The organism is Oceanicola sp. D3 (genome assembly GCF_006351965.1).
GTDB lineage: Bacteria > Pseudomonadota > Alphaproteobacteria > Rhodobacterales > Rhodobacteraceae > Vannielia.
In genome coordinates this window covers 2009861-2030014 of record NZ_CP040932.1, presented here as the reverse complement: position 1 = coordinate 2030014, position 20154 = coordinate 2009861, and the positions used below count along the sequence as shown (strand labels likewise).

General features: G+C 64.3%; 16 protein-coding genes. 7 read left to right on the top strand and 9 right to left on the bottom strand.

The window, feature by feature from the left end; all coding sequences use genetic code 11:
• Positions 1-168: 168 nt before the first annotated feature.
• The 5 genes from FHY55_RS10255 to FHY55_RS10235 form a co-directional block, all read right to left on the bottom strand.
• Entirely contained in the window at positions 169-480 is a 312-nt protein-coding gene (locus tag FHY55_RS10255) for a heavy metal-binding domain-containing protein (protein ID WP_140014099.1), read from the bottom strand.
• A gap of 225 nt (positions 481-705) precedes the next feature.
• Positions 706-2217, bottom strand: coding sequence for a Fe-S cluster assembly protein SufB (sufB, locus tag FHY55_RS10250; RefSeq protein WP_140014098.1), 1512 nt, complete (start codon positions 2215-2217; stop codon positions 706-708).
• 33 nt (positions 2218-2250) lie between these two features.
• Positions 2251-3273, bottom strand: coding sequence for a cysteine desulfurase family protein (locus tag FHY55_RS10245; RefSeq protein WP_140014097.1), 1023 nt, complete (start codon positions 3271-3273; stop codon positions 2251-2253).
• Complete coding sequence (locus tag FHY55_RS10240; RefSeq protein WP_140014096.1) at positions 3270-3671, bottom strand: hypothetical protein; 402 nt, start codon at positions 3669-3671, stop codon at positions 3270-3272. Before FHY55_RS10240 ends, FHY55_RS10245 begins: the two co-directional genes overlap by 4 nt.
• Positions 3668-4159 carry an Rrf2 family transcriptional regulator gene (locus FHY55_RS10235; RefSeq protein ID WP_140014095.1) on the bottom strand — a complete coding sequence of 164 codons (492 nt, stop codon included), beginning with the start codon at positions 4157-4159 and terminating at the stop codon, positions 3668-3670. Before FHY55_RS10235 ends, FHY55_RS10240 begins: the two co-directional genes overlap by 4 nt.
• 181 nt (positions 4160-4340) lie before the next feature.
• On the opposite strand from FHY55_RS10235, the gene FHY55_RS10230 reads away from it, so the two are divergent.
• A complete protein-coding gene (locus tag FHY55_RS10230) occupies positions 4341-4994 on the top strand; it encodes an alpha/beta hydrolase (RefSeq protein WP_140014094.1) in 654 nt (217 codons plus the stop codon).
• Positions 4995-5006: 12 nt separating this feature from the next.
• Here FHY55_RS10230 and FHY55_RS10225 read toward each other — a convergent pair whose 3' ends face one another.
• On the bottom strand, positions 5007-5447 hold the full coding sequence (locus FHY55_RS10225) for a hypothetical protein (RefSeq protein WP_140014093.1): 441 nt from the start codon (positions 5445-5447) through the stop codon (positions 5007-5009).
• A 273-nt stretch (positions 5448-5720) separates the two neighbouring features.
• On the opposite strand from FHY55_RS10225, the gene FHY55_RS10220 reads away from it, so the two are divergent.
• On the top strand, positions 5721-5981 hold the full coding sequence (locus tag FHY55_RS10220) for a hypothetical protein (RefSeq protein WP_140014092.1): 261 nt from the start codon (positions 5721-5723) through the stop codon (positions 5979-5981).
• Positions 5978-6565: an HD family hydrolase gene (locus tag FHY55_RS10215; protein ID WP_140014091.1), complete on the top strand. Its 588-nt coding sequence runs from the start codon at positions 5978-5980 to the stop codon at positions 6563-6565. The genes FHY55_RS10220 and FHY55_RS10215 overlap by 4 nt, the downstream gene beginning before the upstream one ends.
• 33 nt (positions 6566-6598) lie before the next feature.
• Here FHY55_RS10215 and FHY55_RS10210 read toward each other — a convergent pair whose 3' ends face one another.
• Positions 6599-7117 (bottom strand): component of SufBCD complex, encoded by a 519-nt coding sequence (locus tag FHY55_RS10210; protein ID WP_371707685.1) that lies wholly within the window; start codon positions 7115-7117, stop codon positions 6599-6601.
• Positions 7118-7254: 137 nt separating this feature from the next.
• Between FHY55_RS10210 and hemB the strand changes: the two genes are divergently transcribed.
• The 4 genes from hemB (at position 7255) to FHY55_RS10190 (ending at position 12931) form a co-directional block, all read left to right on the top strand.
• Positions 7255-8256: a porphobilinogen synthase gene (hemB, locus tag FHY55_RS10205; RefSeq protein WP_140014090.1), complete on the top strand. Its 1002-nt coding sequence runs from the start codon at positions 7255-7257 to the stop codon at positions 8254-8256.
• A gap of 187 nt (positions 8257-8443) precedes the next feature.
• Positions 8444-9004, top strand: coding sequence for a YSC84-related protein (locus FHY55_RS10200; protein ID WP_140014089.1), 561 nt, complete (start codon positions 8444-8446; stop codon positions 9002-9004).
• Between the two features lie 132 nt (positions 9005-9136).
• Positions 9137-11215 carry a DEAD/DEAH box helicase gene (locus FHY55_RS10195; protein WP_140014088.1) on the top strand — a complete coding sequence of 693 codons (2079 nt, stop codon included), beginning with the start codon at positions 9137-9139 and terminating at the stop codon, positions 11213-11215.
• A gap of 84 nt (positions 11216-11299) precedes the next feature.
• Positions 11300-12931 (top strand): tannase/feruloyl esterase family alpha/beta hydrolase, encoded by a 1632-nt coding sequence (locus tag FHY55_RS10190; protein ID WP_140014087.1) that lies wholly within the window; start codon positions 11300-11302, stop codon positions 12929-12931.
• Positions 12932-12967: 36 nt separating this feature from the next.
• On the opposite strand, the gene FHY55_RS10185 is transcribed toward FHY55_RS10190, so the two are convergent.
• Positions 12968-17671, bottom strand: coding sequence for a Hint domain-containing protein (locus FHY55_RS10185; protein ID WP_140014086.1), 4704 nt, complete (start codon positions 17669-17671; stop codon positions 12968-12970).
• Between the two features lie 308 nt (positions 17672-17979).
• On the bottom strand, positions 17980-19827 hold the full coding sequence (locus FHY55_RS10180; protein ID WP_140014085.1) for a Hint domain-containing protein: 1848 nt from the start codon (positions 19825-19827) through the stop codon (positions 17980-17982).
• Between the last annotated feature and the right edge of the window lie 327 nt (positions 19828-20154).

The following is a 20154-nucleotide window of genomic DNA, read 5'->3' as shown; positions in this document are numbered from 1 at the left end:
AGCGACACATTTCGGCCCTCTTGGCCCCATTTCGAGACGCGGGCCACCGCCGGATTTGCCGCCAGCACAGTTCCGCCCGCGACATCCCGGGGGATGCGCGCCGATGCCGGCGGGGCGAGCCGCAAGCGGGGGCTGTTGGAGGCGGAGGGAAGCATGGGGCGGCCTTGTTTATGAGAGGGTGACAGCGGTGCCGGAGGCCGAGACCATCAGCATGTTGTTGATGACCTCATAGTCGAGATCGACGCCGACCACCGCTGTTGCGCCAAGCTCGGCGGCGCGCTCTTCCATCTCGCGCAGGGCGGTCATCCGGGCCTTGCCCAGCTCCTGCTCATAGGCCGCCGAACGCCCGCCGACGATGTCGCGGATGCCAGCGAAGAGATCACGGAAGATATTGGCCCCAAGGATGGCCTCGCCGGTGACGATGCCCTTGTAGCCGGTGATGGACTTGCCCTCGACGGAGGGGGTGGTGGTGGTGATCATTTCACTTCTCCGACACGAATTCAGCGAGCTTCACCATTTTGGAAAGCTCCGTACCGTAGCTGGCCTTCAGAACAGCGCTTTCGGCGATCTCGCCCAGTTCGCGAATGGTCATCCCTTCAAGTTCTCTCGCATAGCGAATTCCGAAGAGATGCATCTGTGGAGTTCTCGAACCATCCGGGGCCGCCTCCCACATCTGCTTCAAAGCTGAGGCGAGTTGATCGTGTGTCACCCCACCGACCCTTCCAGCGAGATCGCCACAAGCTGTTGGGCTTCCATGGCGAATTCCATCGGCAGGGCTTGCAGCACCTCTTTGCAGAAGCCGTTGACCACGAGCGCGACGGCCTCCTCTTCGTCCATGCCGCGCTGGCGGCAGTAGAAGAGCTGGTCGTCGTCCACCTTCGATGTGGTGGCCTCGTGCTCAACGCGGCTGCTGTTATTTTTGACCTCGATGTAGGGCACGGTGTGGGCGCCGCAGTCGGAGCCGATGAGGAGGCTGTCGCACTGGGTATAGTTGCGGCTTTCCTTGGCCTTGGGGTGCATCGAGACGAGGCCCCGATAGGTGTTTTGCGCCTTGCCCGCGCTGATGCCCTTGGAGACGATCCGGCTGCGGGTGTTCTTGCCGAGGTGGACCATCTTGGTGCCGGTGTCGGCCTGCTGCATGTTGTTGGTGATGGCGATGGAGTAGAACTCGCCCTGGCTTTCGTCACCGCGCAGAATGCAGCTGGGGTACTTCCAGGTCACGGCAGAGCCGGTTTCCACCTGCGTCCACATCACCTTGGCGCGGTCGCCGCGGCAATCGGCCCGCTTGGTGACGAAGTTGTAGATGCCGCCCTTGCCGTTCTCGTCGCCGGGGAACCAGTTTTGCACGGTGGAATACTTCACCTCGGCGTCGTCCATCACCACGATCTCGACCACGGCGGCGTGCAGCTGCGAGGTGTCGCGCTGGGGCGCGGTGCATCCTTCTAGGTAGCTCACGTAGGCGTTCTTGTCGCAGATGATGAGCGTGCGCTCGAATTGGCCGGTGTTTTCGGCGTTGATGCGGAAGTAAGTGGAAAGCTCCATCGGGCAGCGCACGCCGGGGGGGACGTAGACGAAGCTGCCATCCGAGAAGACCGCCGAGTTGAGGCAGGCATAGAAGTTGTCGGCCTGCGGGACGACCGAGCCGAGATACTTCTTCACAAGCTCAGGGTGCTCCTTGATGGCCTCGGAGATGGAGCAGAAGATCACGCCCTTGCTGGCGAGTTCGGCCTTGAAGGTGGTGCCCACGCTGACGCTATCGAACACCGCATCGACGGCGACCTTGCGGCCTTCTGCCGGAGCCTCATCGGCCCCCTCGACGCCCGCCAGAATCATCTGTTCTTTCAGCGGGATACCGAGCTTTTCGTAGGTGGCCAGCAGCGCCGGATCGACCTCGTCAAGCGACTTGGGCTTCTCCTTCATCGAAGCGGGTTTGGCGTAGTAATACTGGTTTTGGAAGTTGATCTCGGGGTAGTCGACCATGGCCCAGTCGGGCTCTTCCATTTGCAGCCAGCGGCGGTAGGCTTCGAGACGCCAGTCGGTCATCCACTCCGGCTCGCCGTTGTTGGCGGAGATCAGGCGGACGATCTCTTCGTTCAGCCCCATCGGGGCGAAATCCATCTCGATATCGGTGTTCCAGCCGTATTTGTAGGCCCCCATGGCCTTCACGGCTTCAACGGTTTCGGCGTCCACGCCTTCTTTCACGTCAAGATCGTTCATCGTCTTTCCTTTCAACGGCTTGGGGTGCGTTCTTCACGCGACCCGCGCCTGGTGTTTCCTGTAGGCGGCGGCCCAGCTCTTGGCGAAGCGGGCGATATCTTCTTCGGTTGTGTCCGGCCCCAGCGAGACCCGGATGGCCGAGCGGGCGGTCGGCTCATCAAACCCCATGGCGCGGAGCACCCGGCTTTCTTTCACCTTGCCCGAGGAGCAGGCGGAGCCAGCGGAGATAGCAAAACCGGCAAGGTCCATCGACATCACCTGGGTCTCACCCTTCCAGCCCGGCAGGGCGAAGCAGCTGGTGTTGGGCAGGCGCCCCGGGCCGTCACTGGCCTCTTGCCCTACGAATATGGCTTCCGGCGCGGCCTCTTCCACCATCGCTTCCAATTTGTCGCGGACCTGCGCGACGCGCGCCCAATCGCCCGCCTCTAGCCGCTTTTGCGCCACTTCAACCGCAGCCCCGAAGCCCGCGATTCCAATCACGTTTTCGGTGCCGGAGCGGCGGCCCATTTCCTGCCCGCCGCCCTTAAGCAGCGGTGCAATGTCGAGCCCTTCACGGACGATCAGGGCGCCCACGCCCTTGGGGCCGCCCAGCTTGTGGGCCGAGAGGATCGCCAGATCGGCGCCCGACCATCCGAAGGCGAAGGGGATGCGGCCCACGGCCTGGGTTACGTCGAGCAGCAGCAACTCGCAGGGGCGCTCCTGCGGCACCTCCGAGATCACCCCGGTTTCGCTGTTGGCCAGCCCCATCGCGTAGATCCGGCCCTCGGGCGCGTTGTGGGCCCAGAGCGCATCATGGGCGGTGGGATCCACCACCGCGCCACCGGCCAGAACCTGCGCGGCCTCGGTTGCGCCACCGGTAAAAACGACCTCCTGCGGCTTGCAGCCAACGCCCGCCGCCACCTGTGCGCGCGCCCGCTCGACCGCAGCCTTGGCGGCGCGGCCTTCGGCGTGGACGGAAGAGGGGTTACCCGCAATTTCCATCGCCTGAAGCATCGCGGCGCCGGCCTCCGGCAGAAGCGGAGCGGTGGCGTTGTAATCGAGGTAGGTTCGGCTCATGCCACGAGCCCCCGGCTTTTCACCGCGGCGGTATAATCAGCCAACAGACGCTCGGCGGCCTCCAGCGGCAAGGAGAGCCGGCTGGCCGCAACCACGCCCTCGGGGCGGTCATGCCCCAATACGCGCGTTACCGTCAGCAGCACTGCGCCGCTCAACTCGACCTGTGCAGGATTGGACCCGGTCATCGCGTTGTAGAGCCGCCCAAACAGCCAAGACGCACGCCGCCGCGCGTTCACCCCTTCAGCCACCCGGCGGTGGAGGTATTGCAGCGACAAGCCCTCATCCATGCCGACGGTGTCGGCGGAGTCAGAGAAACGCCGCACGAAGGGCGCAGCCCCGGTTACCAACGGGGTCACCACATTTGCGGTGAACTTGCCTTGGCGGGGCGCAGAACTCACGCTTCGGCCTCCGCCTGTTCCTCATCGACCACCAGAAAGAAATCGGGCACGGCCGGGCATGTGGCCATGGGCTTTTGGATCACCGACTCAAGCGTGGCCTGGTGCAGGTAAACGTAGACATGGGCCGAGAGCCCCTCCCACAGCCGGTTCACGAGGCTTTGCGCCTTGGAGCCCGAAACGGCGCCCTTGGCCCCTGCCCCGGTGTGCAACGCGCTGACGGTTTCATCCACCGCTTCCAGCACCTCGGACACGCGGATCTCTGCCGGTTTGCGCGCGAGGCGATAGCCGCCGCCCGGCCCGCGCACGCTTTCGACCAGCCCGGCTTGGCGGAGCTTGACGAAAAGCTGCTCAAGATAGGAGAGCGAGATGTTCTGCCGTTTGGAGATTTCGGCGAGCGAGACCAGCCCGCCCCCCTCCGGCCCGGCCTGCGCCATGGCCAGATCTGCGAGCGCAACCATCGCATAGCGTCCTTTGGTCGAAAGCTTCAAAGTTCCGATCCTTTTGGCTGAGGGCCACTGAAAGGCCAAATTGCATTGACGAGGAAGGCTTTGGCAATTACCTCCATCGCACCCGTCCGGGTGGGTTCGCGCCGATTTAGAATAATTCTAGATTGAGCCCGCGAAAGCGTCAACCGCCCCCGGGCATAAAAGAGGACAAAAAAGGTCAGGTATGCCCGAAGTGATTTTCCCCGGCCCGGAGGGTCGGCTCGAAGGCCGGTATCATCCACAGCCGGTAAAAGATGCGCCCATCGCGATCATCCTGCATCCGCATCCGCAGTTTGGCGGGACGATGAACAACCGGGTCGTCTATAACCTGCATTATACCTTCCACAAAATGGGCTTCACCGTGCTGCGCTTCAACTTTCGCGGCGTGGGGCGCTCTCAGGGGGAGTATGATCAGGGGATTGGCGAGCTTTCCGATGCTGCCTCGGCGCTGGATTACCTGCAGTCGATGAACACCAATGCCAAGCATTGCTGGGTTGCGGGCTTTTCCTTTGGCGCGTGGATCGGGATGCAGCTGCTGATGCGGCGGCCCGAGATCACCGGGTTCATCAGCGTCAGCCCGCCTGCCAATATGTATGACTTCTCGTTCCTTGCGCCCTGCCCCAGCTCGGGCCTGATCCTGAACGGCACCGCCGACCGCGTTGCGCCGCCGAAGGACACCCATACGCTGGTGGACAAGCTGCATGAGCAGAAGGGCATCACCATCACCCACACCGAGATTGAGGGTGCCGGGCACTTCTTTGAAGACCCGTATATGGATGAGATGCTGGGCGAGGTTGACGGCTATGTGCGCCGCCGCCTGACAGAGACCAGCCGCTAAAGCGAACGAATGTCAGGTGGGCCGCGTGCCCGCCTGAATATCACGCTCAAGCGCGTGGCGCGCGCCGGAGCGGAAGGTTGCGAGCGCGAGGCAGAGCGCGGCGAGGGTGAGGCCGTAGGTGAGTTGCGCCGGCAAGGTCTGGAGCAAGGGCACTGGCGCGGCCTCCCCGAAGAGCCCGGTGAAGAGCATGGGCTGCCAGATCGCCAGCGCGAAGAGCACAGCAGCCATGACCCCCAGATGCCCCAGAAGCGCGGGGCCTGCCGGGCCCTGCCCGATGCGGCGTGCATAGGATTGCCCGGCGACATATCCGGCCACGCCTGCGGCCATCAGCCCGGCAGCGGGCAGGCCTTGATCCATCGTGCTCAGAAGGATGATCTCGGCCACTCCGAGGCTGAGAGAGATGGCAGCGCAACATAGCGCGAAACAGGCCGCGACGACCGCATGGGCATTCATTTTGCTCACTCCTCCTGATGCGACCAGAGAGTGCCCTTGCCGCCTGTACTGTACGAACAGCGGCACTTCAGCCTCAGAAATGCGACCGAACTCTGGCAGGGCCGTGCCGTGGGCAGGACCATTCGGGCTGCACGCCAAAGAGACGCAGCGTCACTACTTTTTGCACCCAGAAAGGGCGGTTGCCATGCCAGCACGAGGGGCGTGGTGCAGGGGTTGCACTTGGCGGCGCTTTCCAAGCAAATACGGCCATCACAAACAGCCGGGAGAGCAGCCATGGGCGTTTTGGAAGACCTTGCAGACAATCTGGCGAAAGACACCATCGCCCACGCGGCCAAGCTGGGCGACGAGGACGAGGTTATTCGTGCCGTGGCCAAGAAACTGGGCACCTCCTCGACCACGATGGAAGAGACCTTCATGACCTCGGTTCGCGTGCGCCTTGCAGAGCGGCGGGCGCGGCAGTTTTTGGATGAGCAGATCAAGCAGGGATTTCTGGCCAAGGACACCGGGCCGAAGCTTATGGATGATGGCCATTGAGCTCGGATCTTGACCAGCAGGCGGCCTTCCTGACCGAGGCGTGCAAGCTGCGCTCGGTCGAGCGGGCCTCGAAGCTGGCGGATGGGACGCGCTACGAAAACTCCGGCGAGCACAGTTGGCATCTTGCGCTGGCGGCGCTGGTACTGGAGCGCGAGGCCCCTGAGGGGGTGCAGATTGACCGGGTGATCCGGATGGCGCTGATCCATGACCTTGTGGAGATCGACGCGGGTGATGCGCCGATCTTTGAGGCCGGTCTGGACCAGGAGGCGATTGAGGCGGCAGAGCGCAAGGCGGCCGACCGGATCTTCGGGATGCTGCCGGACGATCAGGGCGCGGAGCTGCGCGCGCTTTGGGACGAGTTTGAAGCCGCAGAGACGCCGGATGCGCGGTTTGCCAAGGCGCTCGACCGGTTTCAGCCTCCGCTGCTCAACCTCGCCAATGGCGGGGCCAGTTGGACGCCATACGGCGTGGATTATGCCCGCGTGGAGGCCCGGTTGCGGCCGACGATGGAGCGTGGGGCGCCCTCTCTTTGGGCGTGGATCGGGCCTAAGGTGCGGGCTTTCTTCGAGCGCGAAGAGAGCTAAGGGCGGCGCAGGCAGGCTCCGGCGCCAATACCTTCAGATAGCGCCGATCGACATGTTCTGGGCCATGCCCCAGAGCGCGGTGACGAAAATCGACAGCACGCCGATCACTTGGGTGATGAAGCGTTGCCGGTGCATCCTGTCATAGAGACCCTCGCCATCGGCGGCGCGAATCCCGCGGGCGCAGCGCACGCCAAGGCCCAGCACGAGGCTCATGGGCGCGGCCATCAGGAACACCGCTTGGCTAAACTCTGACGCATACCAGAAGCCGATGATGGCCAGTGAGGACAGGGTGAAGAAGGTGATGGCGATCAGCCAGAGGCCGGCCTGATCTGCGATGTAGAGGATGCGGTTTACGTTGACGCGGACCATGTCATGCAGGTCAGCCTCGGCATCGCCGCCGTTGCGCTTGGCCCTTTGCACCAGATCCCACGGCACGCCGAGGACGAAATGCGAGGAGGTGGACCACATCACCGCCAGCGCAATCCAATACCACAGGTTGGAGAACGACCGCATGTCGATCAGTTCGAATACGGTTTCGTACCAGTCCAGCACCTGTTTCTGCCCCTTCGGCCTGTTGTGACCTTTTGTCGAAGTTGGCGCAATCTAGCCAGCTTTGCCGGGAATGGAAGCCTTGTCGCGGCGCAAAATCCATGGCACCCGCTTGTGTGGCTGAAAAACGAGGCAATCCCATGCGTCCTACCGTCGCCCCCTACCCTGCTGCACGTCTGCGGCGCACCCGAACGAGCCCTGCCATGCGGGGATTGGTGCGCGAGAATGCGGTGACCGTCGATGATCTGATCTGGCCGGTGTTTCTGCGCGATGGCGAGGGCGAGCGCACTGCGGTGCCCTCGATGCCGGGCGTGGAGCGGCTGACGGTGGATCTGGTGGCCGAGGCGGCGCAGGAGGCTGCGAGCCTTGGTATTCCGGCGATCTGCCTCTTTCCCTACACCGGCCCAGAAGCGCGAACGGAAGATTGCGCCATGGCCTGGGATCCCGAGAACCTGACCAACCGAGCGATCCGCGCGATCAAGGCGGCTGCGCCCGAGGTTGCGGTGATGACCGACATCGCGCTCGACCCCTACAACATCAACGGCCATGACGGCTTTGTGGTGGAGGGCGAGATCGTCAACGACGAGACGGTTGAGGCGCTGGTGAAGATGGCGCTGGCGCAGGCCGAGGCTGGGGCCGACATTCTGGGCCCGTCAGACATGATGGACGGGCGGATTGGCGCGATCCGTTCTGCGCTGGAGGAGGCCGGGCACAGCAAGGTCTCTATCCTCAGCTACGCGGCCAAATATGCCTCTGCCTTCTATGGGCCGTTCCGTGATGCGGTGGGGGCCTCGGCAGCGCTCACCGGCGACAAGAACACCTATCAGATGGACCCGGCCAACAGTGACGAGGCCTTGCGGCTGGTGCAGCGCGACCTTGCTGAAGGGGCCGACATGGTGATGGTCAAACCCGGCCTGCCCTATCTCGATATCATCCGCCGGGTGCGCGACAGCTTCGGCGCGCCGACCTTCGCCTATCAGGTGAGCGGCGAATACGCGATGATCGAGGCGGCGGCGGCGAACGGTTGGATCGACGGCGAGAAGGTGATGGTGGAGAGCCTGATGGCCTTCAAACGCGCCGGGTGCATGGGGGTGCTGACCTATTTCGCGCCGCGGATGGCAAGGCGGCTGAAGGCGGGGTAGCCCACGTCTGGCGCGTTAAAAACAAACCTGCCGATACTGCCTGCCAAGTTGCGCCTGCAAGGCACGGGGCAACGGCCAAAAACCGCCCATATCACCTCAACTTGTGGTGACAAGCCTGCCTGACGCCCCTATAGATAGACAAAACCGGCGAAAACAGCCGGGTGAGGCTTAAGGACAGGCGGATACCATGAGCAAATTCCCCAATCGACGTGTATTTCTTGCAGGGCTTGGTGCGACCACCGCGCTTTCGGCCTGCGGCAATGGCGTGGGCACCAACAATGGCGCGAAGATCGACGCGCGGGTGAACAGCACGCGGAACTACCTGTTCTCGCGTTACCCCGGCACGGCCGAACTCGAGCAGAAGGCGGCGGGCGTGCTCTATATGCCGCTGGTCACCAAGGCGGGCTTTGGCGTGGGTGGCAGCTACGGGCGCGGGGCGCTGCGGATCGATAATGTGACGGTCGATTACTACAACGCGATCCAGGCCAACTTCGGCTTGCAGATCGGGGCACAGCAATATGCCCATGCGCTGTTTTTCATGACCCCGGCGGCGCTGCGCGAGTTTCGCACCTCGACCGGCTGGTCGGTGGGCGCGGATGCCGAATATGCGTTGAACGACAATGCTGGCAACCTCTCTGCCGAGACGCTCACCGCGCTGGCACCGGTTATCGCCGTGGTCTTTGGCCAAGCCGGGCTGATCCTGGGCGCGACGCTGGAAGGCTCCAAATACAACCGGATCATCCCCTGATCCTGCTCTTGAGGCCGCGATAAGGCACAGGCTGCGCACCCCAGCGAGGGTGTGCGGCGTCTTCGTGCTATACAAAGCGCGTGCCAGCCTGTAGAGAGCGCGGCTTACGCCCTCTCTCCCCGGACAATTACCTTGAAACAAGCTCTCGCCGACGCCATCGCAGACCGTGGCTATACCCAATTGACCCCCGTGCAGGAGGCCGTTGGCGCTGCCGAGCATGAAGGCCGTGACCTGTTGGTTTCGGCGCAGACCGGCTCTGGCAAGACGCTGGGCTTCGGGATTGCCATCGCCCCGCGCCTTCTGGGTGAGGCGGAGACCTTTGAGGAGGCCGCCGCCCCGCTTGGCCTTGTCATCGCCCCCACCCGCGAGCTGGCGATGCAGGTGAAGCGCGAGCTGGCGTGGCTCTATGCCCGCACTGGCGCGGTGCTGGCCTCGACCGTGGGCGGGATGGACTATCGTGATGAGCGCCGCGCTCTGGCGCGTGGAACGCATATCGTCGTCGCCACCCCGGGCCGACTGCGCGACCATATCGAGCGTGGCTCGGTCGACCTGTCGTCGTTGCGTGCTGTGGTGCTGGATGAGGCCGACGAAATGCTTGATCTGGGCTTTCGCGAAGATCTTGAATTCATCCTCTCCCAAGCGCCAGAAGAGCGCCAGACGCTGCTGTTTTCGGCCACCGTTCCGGCTTCTATCGCGGCGCTCGCCAAGGGCTATCAGCGCGATGCCGTTCGGGTGGAGAGCCGCGCCGAGACCTCGCAACACGCCGATATCGACTATCTCGCCATGGCCGTTGCCGAGCGCGACCATGAGAACGCGGTGATCAACCTGCTGCGCTATCACGAGGCCCCCAACGCGATTGTCTTCTGCAACACCCGCGCGACGGTTTCGCGGCTCACGTCGCGGCTTTCCAACCGGGGCTTCCGTGTGGTGGCGCTGTCTGGCGAGTTGTCGCAACAGGAGCGCACGAATGCCCTGCAAGCCATGCGCGACGGGCGTGCCCGTGTGTGCGTGGCCACTGACGTTGCGGCGCGTGGCATCGACCTGCCCAATCTGGACCTTGTGGTGCATGCCGAGCTTCCCGGCAGCCATGAAACCCTGCTTCACCGCTCCGGGCGCACGGGCCGCGCCGGGCGCAAGGGCACCTCGGCGCTGATCGTCACGCCCCGCGTGCGCAAAAAGGCGCTGCGGGTGCTTGGGGCTGCCAAGCTCACCGCACGCTGGGCCGAGCCGCCCTCTGCCGAGGCTGTGGCCGCGCGCGACTGGGAGCGGATGCTGGAAAGCCCCGATTGGCAGGAGCCGGTATCGGACAGCGAGGCCGCGCCTGTGGCCGAACTTGTGGCCCGTTTCTCGCCTGAACAGATCGCTGCGGCCTACATGCGCCTGCATGCCACCCAGCATTCCGCGCCAGAGGAGCTTTCGGGCGAAGACCCGGCCCCGAAGCCGCGCGCCGAATTTGGCCCCTCCGCATGGGTGAGCATTGCGCTTGGGCGCAACCAGCAGGCCGAGCCGCGCCGCCTTTTGCCGATGCTCTGCAAGGCCGGTGGGCTGACCAAGGGCGACATCGGTGCGATCCGCATCGCGGGCGACGAAAGCTTCATCGAGATCCGGCAGCCGAGCCTCAAGGGCTTTCTGGATCATCTGGGCAAGGAGCGGAAGGTTGAGGGGGCCGAGGTGCGCCAGCTTGATGGCCCGCCCGAGGGGCTTGACCGTCCGCCTGCTCGCCGCCCTGCCCCGCGCGGCGACAAACCTACGCGCAAGGAGAAGCCTGCCCGCCCGCCACGCGCCCCTCGCCCACAGAGCGAGGCCAAGGCAGCGCCTCAGGCGCCCGTGTCGCCAGCTCCTGCGCCTGCGCCCGAGCCGGAGGCCCCGCATGTGCCGCGCCAGAAGGAACGCAAGCCCCGGGCCAAAGCCGGCGGGGCGGACGCGACGCGCCATCGCCCCGGTGCGGCAAACCCCTCGGCCTCGATGAAGCCGGGGCGCAATGGGCCGCCGCCGCCGAAGGGCAAGCCTTCGAGCAAGAAGAACAAGGCGCGCGCAGAGGGCCGCGCCGAGTTTGGCAAAGGCCCCGACGGGCCGCCGCGCCGCTCCGGCAAGGGCCCCGGTAAGCCGGGTGGCAAGCCGTTTGGCAAACCCGGTGGCAAGTCTTTCGGGAAGCCGGGCGGCAAACCCACGGGCAAACCCACGGGCAAGCCGCACCGGGGGAAGAGCTAGGCATCTTCCCTCCCAGTGAGGCCCGAATTCGCGCTGACAAGGCCCGGCGCGGGCGCTAAAGTACAACCGGGAGGAGAGATTGCCATGAGACTTGCCCCACGCCGCGCAGGGGCCGCCTGCGCCCTCGCCATTGTGCTGCCCGGCACCGCAGTGGCGGCCACGGACTGCGCCGATATGGCCGAAACCGCGCCCGCAGGGGTGACGATCACCGAAGCCACCGCGCTGCCCGAGGGCGATGACCATTCGATGGTGGCGCAATGCCTGCTGCGCGGCACGATGGCGGAACGTATCGGCGCGGATGGCAAACCCTATGCTCTGCGCTTCGAGCTGCGCTTGCCAGCGGCTTGGGAGGGGCGCTTTCTGCATCAGTTCAACGGCGGCAATGATGGTGAGGTAAAGCCTGCAACCGGCGCAGGCACCGGCGTGGGCGCGCCTGCCCTGGAGCGAGGGTTTGCGGTTGTCAGCTCGGACGCGGGCCATGATGGCAAGGCCAACCCAGAGGCCGGGCTTGTGGGCGGCAACCTCTTTGGCCTCGATTTTGAGGCGCGGCGAGACTACGGCTATGGGGCCGTGGCCAAGCTTCACCCGGTTGCCCTGGCACTGACCGAAGCGCATTACGGCACGGCACCCGCCTATGTTTACGGGTACGGCACCTCCAATGGCGGGCGTCATGCGATGGTGGCCGCTGAGCGGATGCCGGAGGCCTTTGACGGGCTGCTGGCGGGCTACCCCGGCTTCCGCCTGCCCCGCGCGGCGATTCAACATGCGTGGGATGTGCAGCAGCTACGCTCGGTTGCGCCGACCTTGGCCGAGAGCTTCAGCCCGGCGGAATTGGGGCTGGTGGCCGGGAAGATCAATGCGGCCTGCGACGGGCTCGATGGGCTGGAAGATGGCGTGGTGGCCGATACGGCGGGGTGCCAGCAGGCCTTCAACCCGGCGGATATGGTATGCCAAACGGGCCAGAACTCCGCCTGCCTGAGCGCCGAGAAGGTGGCGGCGCTGGAGGCGATGCACGCGGGGCCGACGGACGGGGCTGGCACCGCGCTGTATAGCGATTGGCCGTGGGATCCCGGCATTGCTTCGGGCAATTGGCGGTTCTGGAAGATTGAAAGCACCGTGCCGCCTTGGGGGATGCAGCCGATCATCGCGGTGATGGGCGCGGGCAGCCTTGCGCATGTGTTCTCCACCCCGCCAACCATGGTGGAGGGCAGCCCCGAAGCGCTGGAGGCCTACCTGATGGGCTATGACTTTGACAGCGAAGCCGCCAAGGTGGATGCGGTGACGGAGGCCTTCCCCGAAAGCCCGATGCAGGTGATGAGCCCGCCGGGCGCGAGCAACCCGACGCTTGAAGAGTTGGAAGCAGCGGGCGGCAAGCTGGTTGTCTTTCACGGCACAGCTGACCCGGTGTTTTCGTTCAACGACACCGCCGCCTGGTTCGAGAAGCTGACAGCAAACACGCCCGGGGCCAGCGCCTTTGCGCGGTTCTACGCGATCCCCGGCATGCCTCACGGACGCGGGGGCAACGCTGCCGACAGCGCCGATCTGCTGGGGGCGCTGATAGATTGGGTGGAGGGCGATACGCCGCCGCAGGCCGTGCCAACCACGTTTCGGGCCGGAAACGTGGAGGCCGGCGAGAATGCGGGCGGCGAGCGTATGCTGTGCCCCTGGCCGCAGGTTTTGCGGTTTTCGGAAGGGGTGTTTGCCTGCGCCGAGTGAGCGCAGGCAGGCCCGGGCGGGCCGAGAGCCGCCCGGTTAGTAGAGGAGCGCGGCCACTTCGCGCTTTTTCAGCGACATCCGGGCGGTGACGACCGCATTTGCATCTTCACGCAGTTCGGGGAAGATCTCGAAGATTTCCTCGCGCTGTGCGTCATCCATCTCGCCCATGACATGGGCACCCGGCTGGTAGCTTTCAGTCCATGCGCCTTCGGCCATGACGATTTCATGGGCGTCGAACATGATGTGGACGTAAACCACCTCATCCACCGTCACCTGTTCAATCCCGGGCAGCCCGACCAGATGGGCGGCCGAAACCAGCACCTCATGCTCGCCGAAGAGCATTTCGGCACGGGCGTCGGAGATCAGCATCTTGTGCTGCGGGCTGACCATGATGTCACGCTCCGGCAGACCATAGCCCAGGGCACCGGCCTTGATCCGCACCGGCTGAAGGCGCGGATTGGCGGTGAGGTGGTGGGTGTTGAGCAGGCGCTGGCCGACCCATTGCAGGCGCTTGACGCCGTTGTCACGGGTCAGCACCCTGTCGCCCGGTCCGAGGTCTTCCACCGGGCGCGGGCCATCGGGCGTGGCAATCAGGGTGCCCGGCGTGAAGCAGGGGATGAAATTGACCGTCTCGATCTCGGAGAAGGTCATGGTGCCGGTGACGTTGCCGAACCCGTCGAGAAACTGGACAGTGCCGCTTTCGGGATCGTTCTCGTCGTAGAGAACCCGGGTGGGGCCTGCTGTTGTGAGGTCGAGCACGTCGGCATCCGCGCCGCCTTCACCGCCTGCCACGTGGTCGCCGTTGCCCGCGATGAAGGTATCGGCGTCATCGCCGCCGAGCAGGATATCGGCGCCTGAACCGCCCACCAGCACGTCATTGCCTGCACCTGCATCTGCGGTGAAGCCTGCAGTGTTGGCGGTGCCGGTGATCACATCGTCGCCCGCGCCGGTTTCGATCCTCTCGATCTCGGAGAAGCTGGCCGTGTCGGTGCCATCGGTGATGGTGCCTGCTTCTGCGCCGGTGAAGGTTACGGTGGCGTCGCCGGTAAGGGCGGTGGCATCGAGCGTGTCGCCCGTGGTTTCGCCCGTCTCGCCGCCAAGGATGTCATCGGCGCCGAAGCCGTCTTCGAGCACAATGGTATCATCGCCCGCACCAGCGTCGATCTCGTCAGCGCCCGCGCCGCCATAGATGGTGTCATCTCCGGCGCCCGCTTCGATGATGTCATCATCCACGCCTTCGCCGGGCAGAATCTCGTCGCCCGCGTCCACCATGTCGCCGTGCGGATCGCCATCGTAGGAGGCGTCGATCACATCGTCGCCTGCGGTGCCGGACACGATGCCATCGCCCGGGATGCCCGCTGCGATCAGCCACATCGGATCGGCAGCTTCCACCGGATCTACCCCGACAAGGGTGACGCTTTCGCCGCCCGGGAAGCTCAGCACCGCGTTGCCGGAGCCGTCATCGGTGACGGTCACATCGTGGACAGACACCGGATCGCCGCCCGCGTCGGTCATGCCGCTCACATCGAGCTGGTCGGTGCCGTTGTAGGTGCCGTCGCCGTTGGATGTGGGGGCGTCGAAGTAGTGCACGGTATCGGAGCCGTCGCCGTCGCCCATCACAAGGGTATCAACGTCGCCGTCACCCTGCCCGGTGCCATCGCCAAGGTCGATCTCGTCGTCGCCCGCGCCTGCTTCGATGGTGTCTGCACCGGTGCTGGTGGCAAACATATCGTCGCCCGAAGAGCCGGTGACGGTATCATCGCCAGAGCCGGTCACGACCACCTCGACTTCGGAGAAGGTCACGGTGTTGGTGCCGTCGGTCAGCGTGCCGCTCTCTGGCGCGCCGGACATATCGACCGTCAGGTCATCGGTGACATCTGCGGCCCAGAGCGCATCGGTATCGCCATCGCCAGCATCTTCACCTGCGGTGAAGCTGTCATTGCCGAAGCCATCGGAGAGTTGCAGGCTGTCGTTGCCCTCGCCGGTGACAACCACGTCATCGCCGGAGCCGCCGATAACGCCGTCATCCCCTGCCCCGGTGTCGAGGTTGACGCCCGAGGTGGTGGTGCTTGCGTCGATGGTATCGTTGCCGCTGCCGGTCGCAATGCGCTCGATTTCGGAGAAATCTGCCGCATTCGCGCCCTGGGTCACGGTGCCGCTTTCGTCGCCGGTGAAGGTGACGTCAACGCCAGAGGTCATGCCGCCCGCATCGAGCAGGTCGCCCGCAGTTTCGCCGCCTTCGCCGCCGGTGATGGTATCGTTGCCGAAGGCCTCGCCCAGCGTGATCACATCGTCGCCGCTGCCAGCATTGATGGTATCTGCCCCGGTGCCGAGGGCGATGGTGTCATCGCCTGCGCCGGTATCGACCGTTTGGTCGCCCGCGTCGCCGGTGACCGTATCGTCGCCCGCGCCGGTGGCCACGTTTTCGATCTCGGAGAAGCTGGCGGTGTCGGTGCCGTCGCTCAGCGTGCCTGCTTCAGCGCCGGTGAAGGTTACGGTTTGATCGCCCGTCACCTGCACGGCGCTCAGGGTGTCGCCATCAGTTTCGCCGGTCTCGCCGCCGACGATGCTGTCGGCACCGAAGCCATCTTCGAGCATGACGGTATCGTCACCCGCCTCGCCGAACACCTCGTCATCGCCCAGACCGGCATAGATCGTGTCATCGCCTGCGCCGGCTTCGATGATGTCGTCGTTCGCCGCCTCGCCGGGAAGGATCGCATCGCCACTGTCGACCATGTCGCCATGCGGATCGCCGGCATAGGCGGTGTCGATCACATCATCGCCTGCGGTGCCGCTGACGATGCCGTCACCGGGGATGCCCGCCGCGATCAGCCAGTTGGGATCGGCCGCATCGGTGGCGCTCACGCCCACCAGCGTCAGGCTCTCGCCATTCGGGAAAGTCAGAACGGCCGAGCCGAAGCCATCATCGGTGACGACCACATCATGGACCGAAACCGGGTCGCCACCCGCGTCCTGCATATTGCTCACGTCGATCTGGTCGGCGCCGGTGAAGGTGCCGTCACCGTTGGGCGTGGGGGCCTCGAACGCGAAGACGGTATCGGCACCGCCGCCATCGCCCATCACCACGGTATCCACCGCGCCGTCGGCTGCGCCGAGGTCCACGGTATCGTCGCCCGCGCCCATCTCGACAGTGTCGGCCCCTGCCCCGGTTTCGATGTAGTCGTTGCCGGTGGAGCCGGTGACGCTGTCGTCGCCCGCGCCGAGGCGCACGTTCTCGATCTCGGCGAAGCCGGCGATGCCGGTGCCATCGCTGATGGTCCCGCTCTCCGGATCGGAGAAGGTGACTGCGAGATCGTCGGTCACGGCTGTGGCGTCGATCTCGTCGCCAAAGGTTTCGCCGGTCTCGCCGCCGGTGATGGTGTCATTGCCGAAGTCGTTCTCGAGGATGAAACTGTCATCCCCTGACCCGCCTGTCAGAATATCGTCGCCCGTGCCGCCGGAGATATCATCATCGCCCGTGCCGCCGTCGATGGTGTCATCATCGCTGCCGCCATCGAGGGTGTCATCGCCGCCGTAGCCATAGATTTCGTCATCGCCAGCGCCGCCAGTGACGGAATCACCGCCTGCGGTGTCGTCGGGGATGGTGGTGAACTCAACATCGGTGATCCAGAGCGCCTGCCCCTGACCACCGCCGTTCTGGTAAGATACGACAACCTGAGCGACCGGCCCCTCTACCGTGATAAGGACCGAACCGCCTGCCTCGTCGTGGTCATCGCTGCCTGCGCCGTTGATCGTGTCGGCGTCGTACATGGTTTCGTCGCCGTCGATCTGAAACGTGACGGGCACTTCGTTGCCGTCAGCGTCATAGGCGACAACGGTGACAAGGTCGTCCCAGCCGCCTTGGTCGATATCGTTGATCCGGAAGGTGACATCGCCTACCTCATTGGCCATGCCCGACCCGGCAACCGGATCAAAATCGAGCGTAACGGTCGCGGTGTTGGCAAAGCCGCTTGTGTTGCTGCCACTGCCACCGAGATAGAGCGACGAATTGGTAGCGAAGGTCTCGCCGGCGCCGGTGTCGACATACTGGGTGTCGCTCGATACCTCGGCGTTGTTCAGGCCGCCATCATCCGTGATGCCGACGGTCACGTTCATCGTACCGGTGTTCTGGGTGAAGCCGCCGCTCACGTCGATGCCGTCACCTGCGTGGGTCGTCCAGCTGAGCGTTTCGCTAGTGGCGCTGACGGGGGCGTTGTCGGCATGAATCACATCATTGCCACTGCCGCCCGAGATCGTGTCAGACCCGCTACCGGCGTAGATGGTATCTGCGCCGGTGCCACCGTTGATCGTGTCATCGCCCGCGCCCGCAACGACGGTGTCATTGCCACCGCCTGCGTTGATCGTCTGGCCGGTGTCGTTGATCTCATCGCCCTGAGCGTCTTCAAAACGCCCGTCGATAACATCGTTGCCGCCGGTGCCATCGACCGGGCCGGGCGCGTTGGGCGTGTAGGTTGGCGCAGAGTTGGCTGTGGCCGAAGTGACTGTTTCGACGAAGTAATTGTTCGGCACAAAATAGACGAAGCCGTCGGACCCAAGATAGTAGGTGCCGGAATCGGTGATATTATTATAGTTTGCGCCGTTTCCGGTGTAGGTGCCGGACCATGTCCAACTGCCGGTGCCGATCGTTTCGTCAATCGAAAATGCCTCCATCCCACTCAGGATGGCGTCTCCGCTGTTCAGCGTTCCGTTACCAAGGCTTACGCGATACCCAATCGGCATTGTTGTTCAGTCCTGCTTTCATCAACGGCCGCTCGCGAATCGCTCTGCTTTCGTCACGTCCGGTTTTCCGTGTTAGGCCCACGACAAGAGCCCCCTTCCGGGGGGATATGGAGGACTAAAGCGGCAAGACTTTGATAAAACCTGAAAATGGCCGGACAATTACGCGGCAGAAATGTGGCCGCGGCCGGAAAATTCGCTTATTTTTCAGGCACAAAGCAGTATTGCGGCACGAGTTGCCTCGCGCCGCTCCAGGCATTGTTTGACTAAGGTCTTAACGGCCCCATTTACGGGCGATTAAGAGCCTCGTTTCACGCCGTCAGCAGAAGCGCCTCGTGGCGTTTGAGCGAGCGGCGTGCGGCGGTGTAGCCTTCGCGGCCCTCTTTCTCCTTAAGCTCGGGGAAGAGCGAGAGGAGTTCCTCGCGTTGCTCGCTGTCGAGCCCCTCAAGGGTGTAGTCGCCGGGCTGGAAGCTTTCGGTCCAAGCCCCGTCGGAGAGCACCACCTCGTGCTGGTCGAACATGAAGTGGATGTAGGTCACGGAGGCCACATCCTGCGCTTCGGCGATGCCTTCGCCGTTCATCAGGTGCTTGGCCGCGACCAGAACTTCACGCTCTTCGAAGTAGAGCGCCGCACGATCGGACGCCACCAGCACACGGTGCTGCGGGCTTACCAGCATGTCACGCTCAGGGAAGTTGGCGCCGAGCGCGCTTTTGGCAATCCGGATCGGGCGGAGTGCGGGGCGCAGCAGCAGATCGGCGGCGGACAGATCGCGCCGTCCGATCCAGCGGATCGGCTGCATCCCGTGGTCGCGGGTCATCACCATGTCACCGGGGTGCAGGTCTTCCACCAGCACCTCGCCACGCGCGGTTGCGATGCGGGTGCCGGGGGTGAAACAGGGGATCACCTCTTCGATGTCGGTGAAGTTGATATTCACCGTTTCGCCGGTGTCGGGATTGACCATTTGAACCTGGCCGCTGAACCCGGGAGTTCCATTGTTTTCAGGGTTTTGCACGAGGTTCGTGATTTGGTACCCCTCGCTGCGGAGCGCGCCGAGGTTGAGCACGTCATAATCGTCGCCACCCGCGCCGCCATCGACGGTCGTGTTGCCCGGGGTGTCGACGAAAAACGTGTCACGATCATCGCCGCCCGAGAGCATATCATTCTCGCCGCCGCCGTAGATCGTATCGTTGCCCGCGCCGCCTTCGACCTCGTCGGTCCCCTCGCCCGCAGTGAGCACATCATCGCCGGAGCCGCCGTCGATCACATCGTTGCCGGTGCCGCCGTCGATGGTGTCGTTTCCGCCCTGACCGTAGAGCGTGTCATTGCCGTCGCCGCCAAAGATCGTGTCGTCACCATCAGGGATCGGCTCGACCACCGCATCGTCGATCAGATCGCCGTTCATCGAGAAACCCGACGGAGTGCCGCGGGTGGTTAGCGTGAACTCGATGGAGCTGCGGTTGTCGAACTCGGCCGAGAACCAGCCGTCTTGGTCGCCGGGGCTGTTCTGTTCGGTGCCCCGCGCCGTTACGAAGCCGGGGCCGGAACTGACCTGAAGCGAGGTGTCGGCGGATGTGCCGTAGGCGCCAAAGCTGTTTGCATCCAGCGTGACGGCCTCAAAATCGTTGCTGCTGTTCTGATCGAGGTCGTTGAAGGTGGCGGTGGAGTTGAGCGCAATCGGCTCCCCGGTTGCCGGATCGAAGAAATCCAGCCGGAAGGTGGCCTCTTCGCCCGCACGGGAGCTTCTGCCAGACGCGTTGAGCAGGATCTCGAAGCCCTGGCCGCTGGCGAGGTCCACATCCAGCCGGGAGTTGGACATGCTCACAAGGGTGAGCCGGGCCGAAACGCTGGTGCCATCTTCCAGCGTGGCCACGTTGTCATAGATCACCGAGTCGCCCGGCTGCGCGTCATTGGCACGCCCAGCCGTTTCGCTGCCCGGGCGGACATTGTTGATCGACAGATTCAGGGGCGTCGCATCGTTGCCCGGCGCGGTCCCCTCGCCCGCATCGCCAAACACGGTGTCGTCGCCGCTGCCCGCGTCGATCACGTCATCGCCGCCCTCGCCGGAAATGCGGTCATTTCCGCCGTTCCCGTTGATGACGTCATCCTCGGGCGAGCCTTGGATGTTCTCACTGGTGTCATTTCCGTTGATAGTGGCCATGGCAGAGCCCCCTCAATCGTAGATACATGGTACAGCCCAGCAAAAACCGGCCCGGAGCAGAGATGCCTCTAATACACCGCAAAGTTGCTGTGAATATCGCTCATTTTAGTTACGTTACGGAATCTCGTTTGGATCAGTTCACGTTCGCTCAATTGCCGGTGAGGCTTGGGTTGGAAGGTCATTTTTTCGGCGCTGCAGCGACGGCACAGCCGCCCAAGACCTATGCCATGAAACGCAGATGTCCGCGGGGCTCTCACCACGCGGACAAGCTGCATATGTCCCCTCGGGGATCGCCCGTTTCGGCTGCCTACCATGGGCCCTTGCGAG

What these genes read in the sequence shown, in the direction of transcription:
- FHY55_RS10245 (WP_140014097.1), bottom strand. Translation starts at nt 3,273, where the DNA reads ATGAGCCGAACCTACCTCGATTACAACGCCACCGCTCCGCTTCTGCCG.
- FHY55_RS10200 (WP_140014089.1), top strand. Translation starts at nt 8,444, where the DNA reads ATGAGCAAATTCCCCAATCGACGTGTATTTCTTGCAGGGCTTGGTGCG.
- FHY55_RS10190 (WP_140014087.1), top strand. Translation starts at nt 11,300, where the DNA reads ATGAGACTTGCCCCACGCCGCGCAGGGGCCGCCTGCGCCCTCGCCATT.
- FHY55_RS10255 (WP_140014099.1), bottom strand. Translation starts at nt 480, where the DNA reads ATGATCACCACCACCACCCCCTCCGTCGAGGGCAAGTCCATCACCGGC.
- FHY55_RS10185 (WP_140014086.1), bottom strand. Translation starts at nt 17,671, where the DNA reads ATGCCGATTGGGTATCGCGTAAGCCTTGGTAACGGAACGCTGAACAGC.
- hemB (WP_140014090.1), top strand. Translation starts at nt 7,255, where the DNA reads ATGCGTCCTACCGTCGCCCCCTACCCTGCTGCACGTCTGCGGCGCACC.
- sufB (WP_140014098.1), bottom strand. Translation starts at nt 2,217, where the DNA reads ATGAACGATCTTGACGTGAAAGAAGGCGTGGACGCCGAAACCGTTGAA.
- FHY55_RS10220 (WP_140014092.1), top strand. Translation starts at nt 5,721, where the DNA reads ATGGGCGTTTTGGAAGACCTTGCAGACAATCTGGCGAAAGACACCATC.
- FHY55_RS10230 (WP_140014094.1), top strand. Translation starts at nt 4,341, where the DNA reads ATGCCCGAAGTGATTTTCCCCGGCCCGGAGGGTCGGCTCGAAGGCCGG.
- FHY55_RS10180 (WP_140014085.1), bottom strand. Translation starts at nt 19,827, where the DNA reads ATGGCCACTATCAACGGAAATGACACCAGTGAGAACATCCAAGGCTCG.
- FHY55_RS10225 (WP_140014093.1), bottom strand. Translation starts at nt 5,447, where the DNA reads ATGAATGCCCATGCGGTCGTCGCGGCCTGTTTCGCGCTATGTTGCGCT.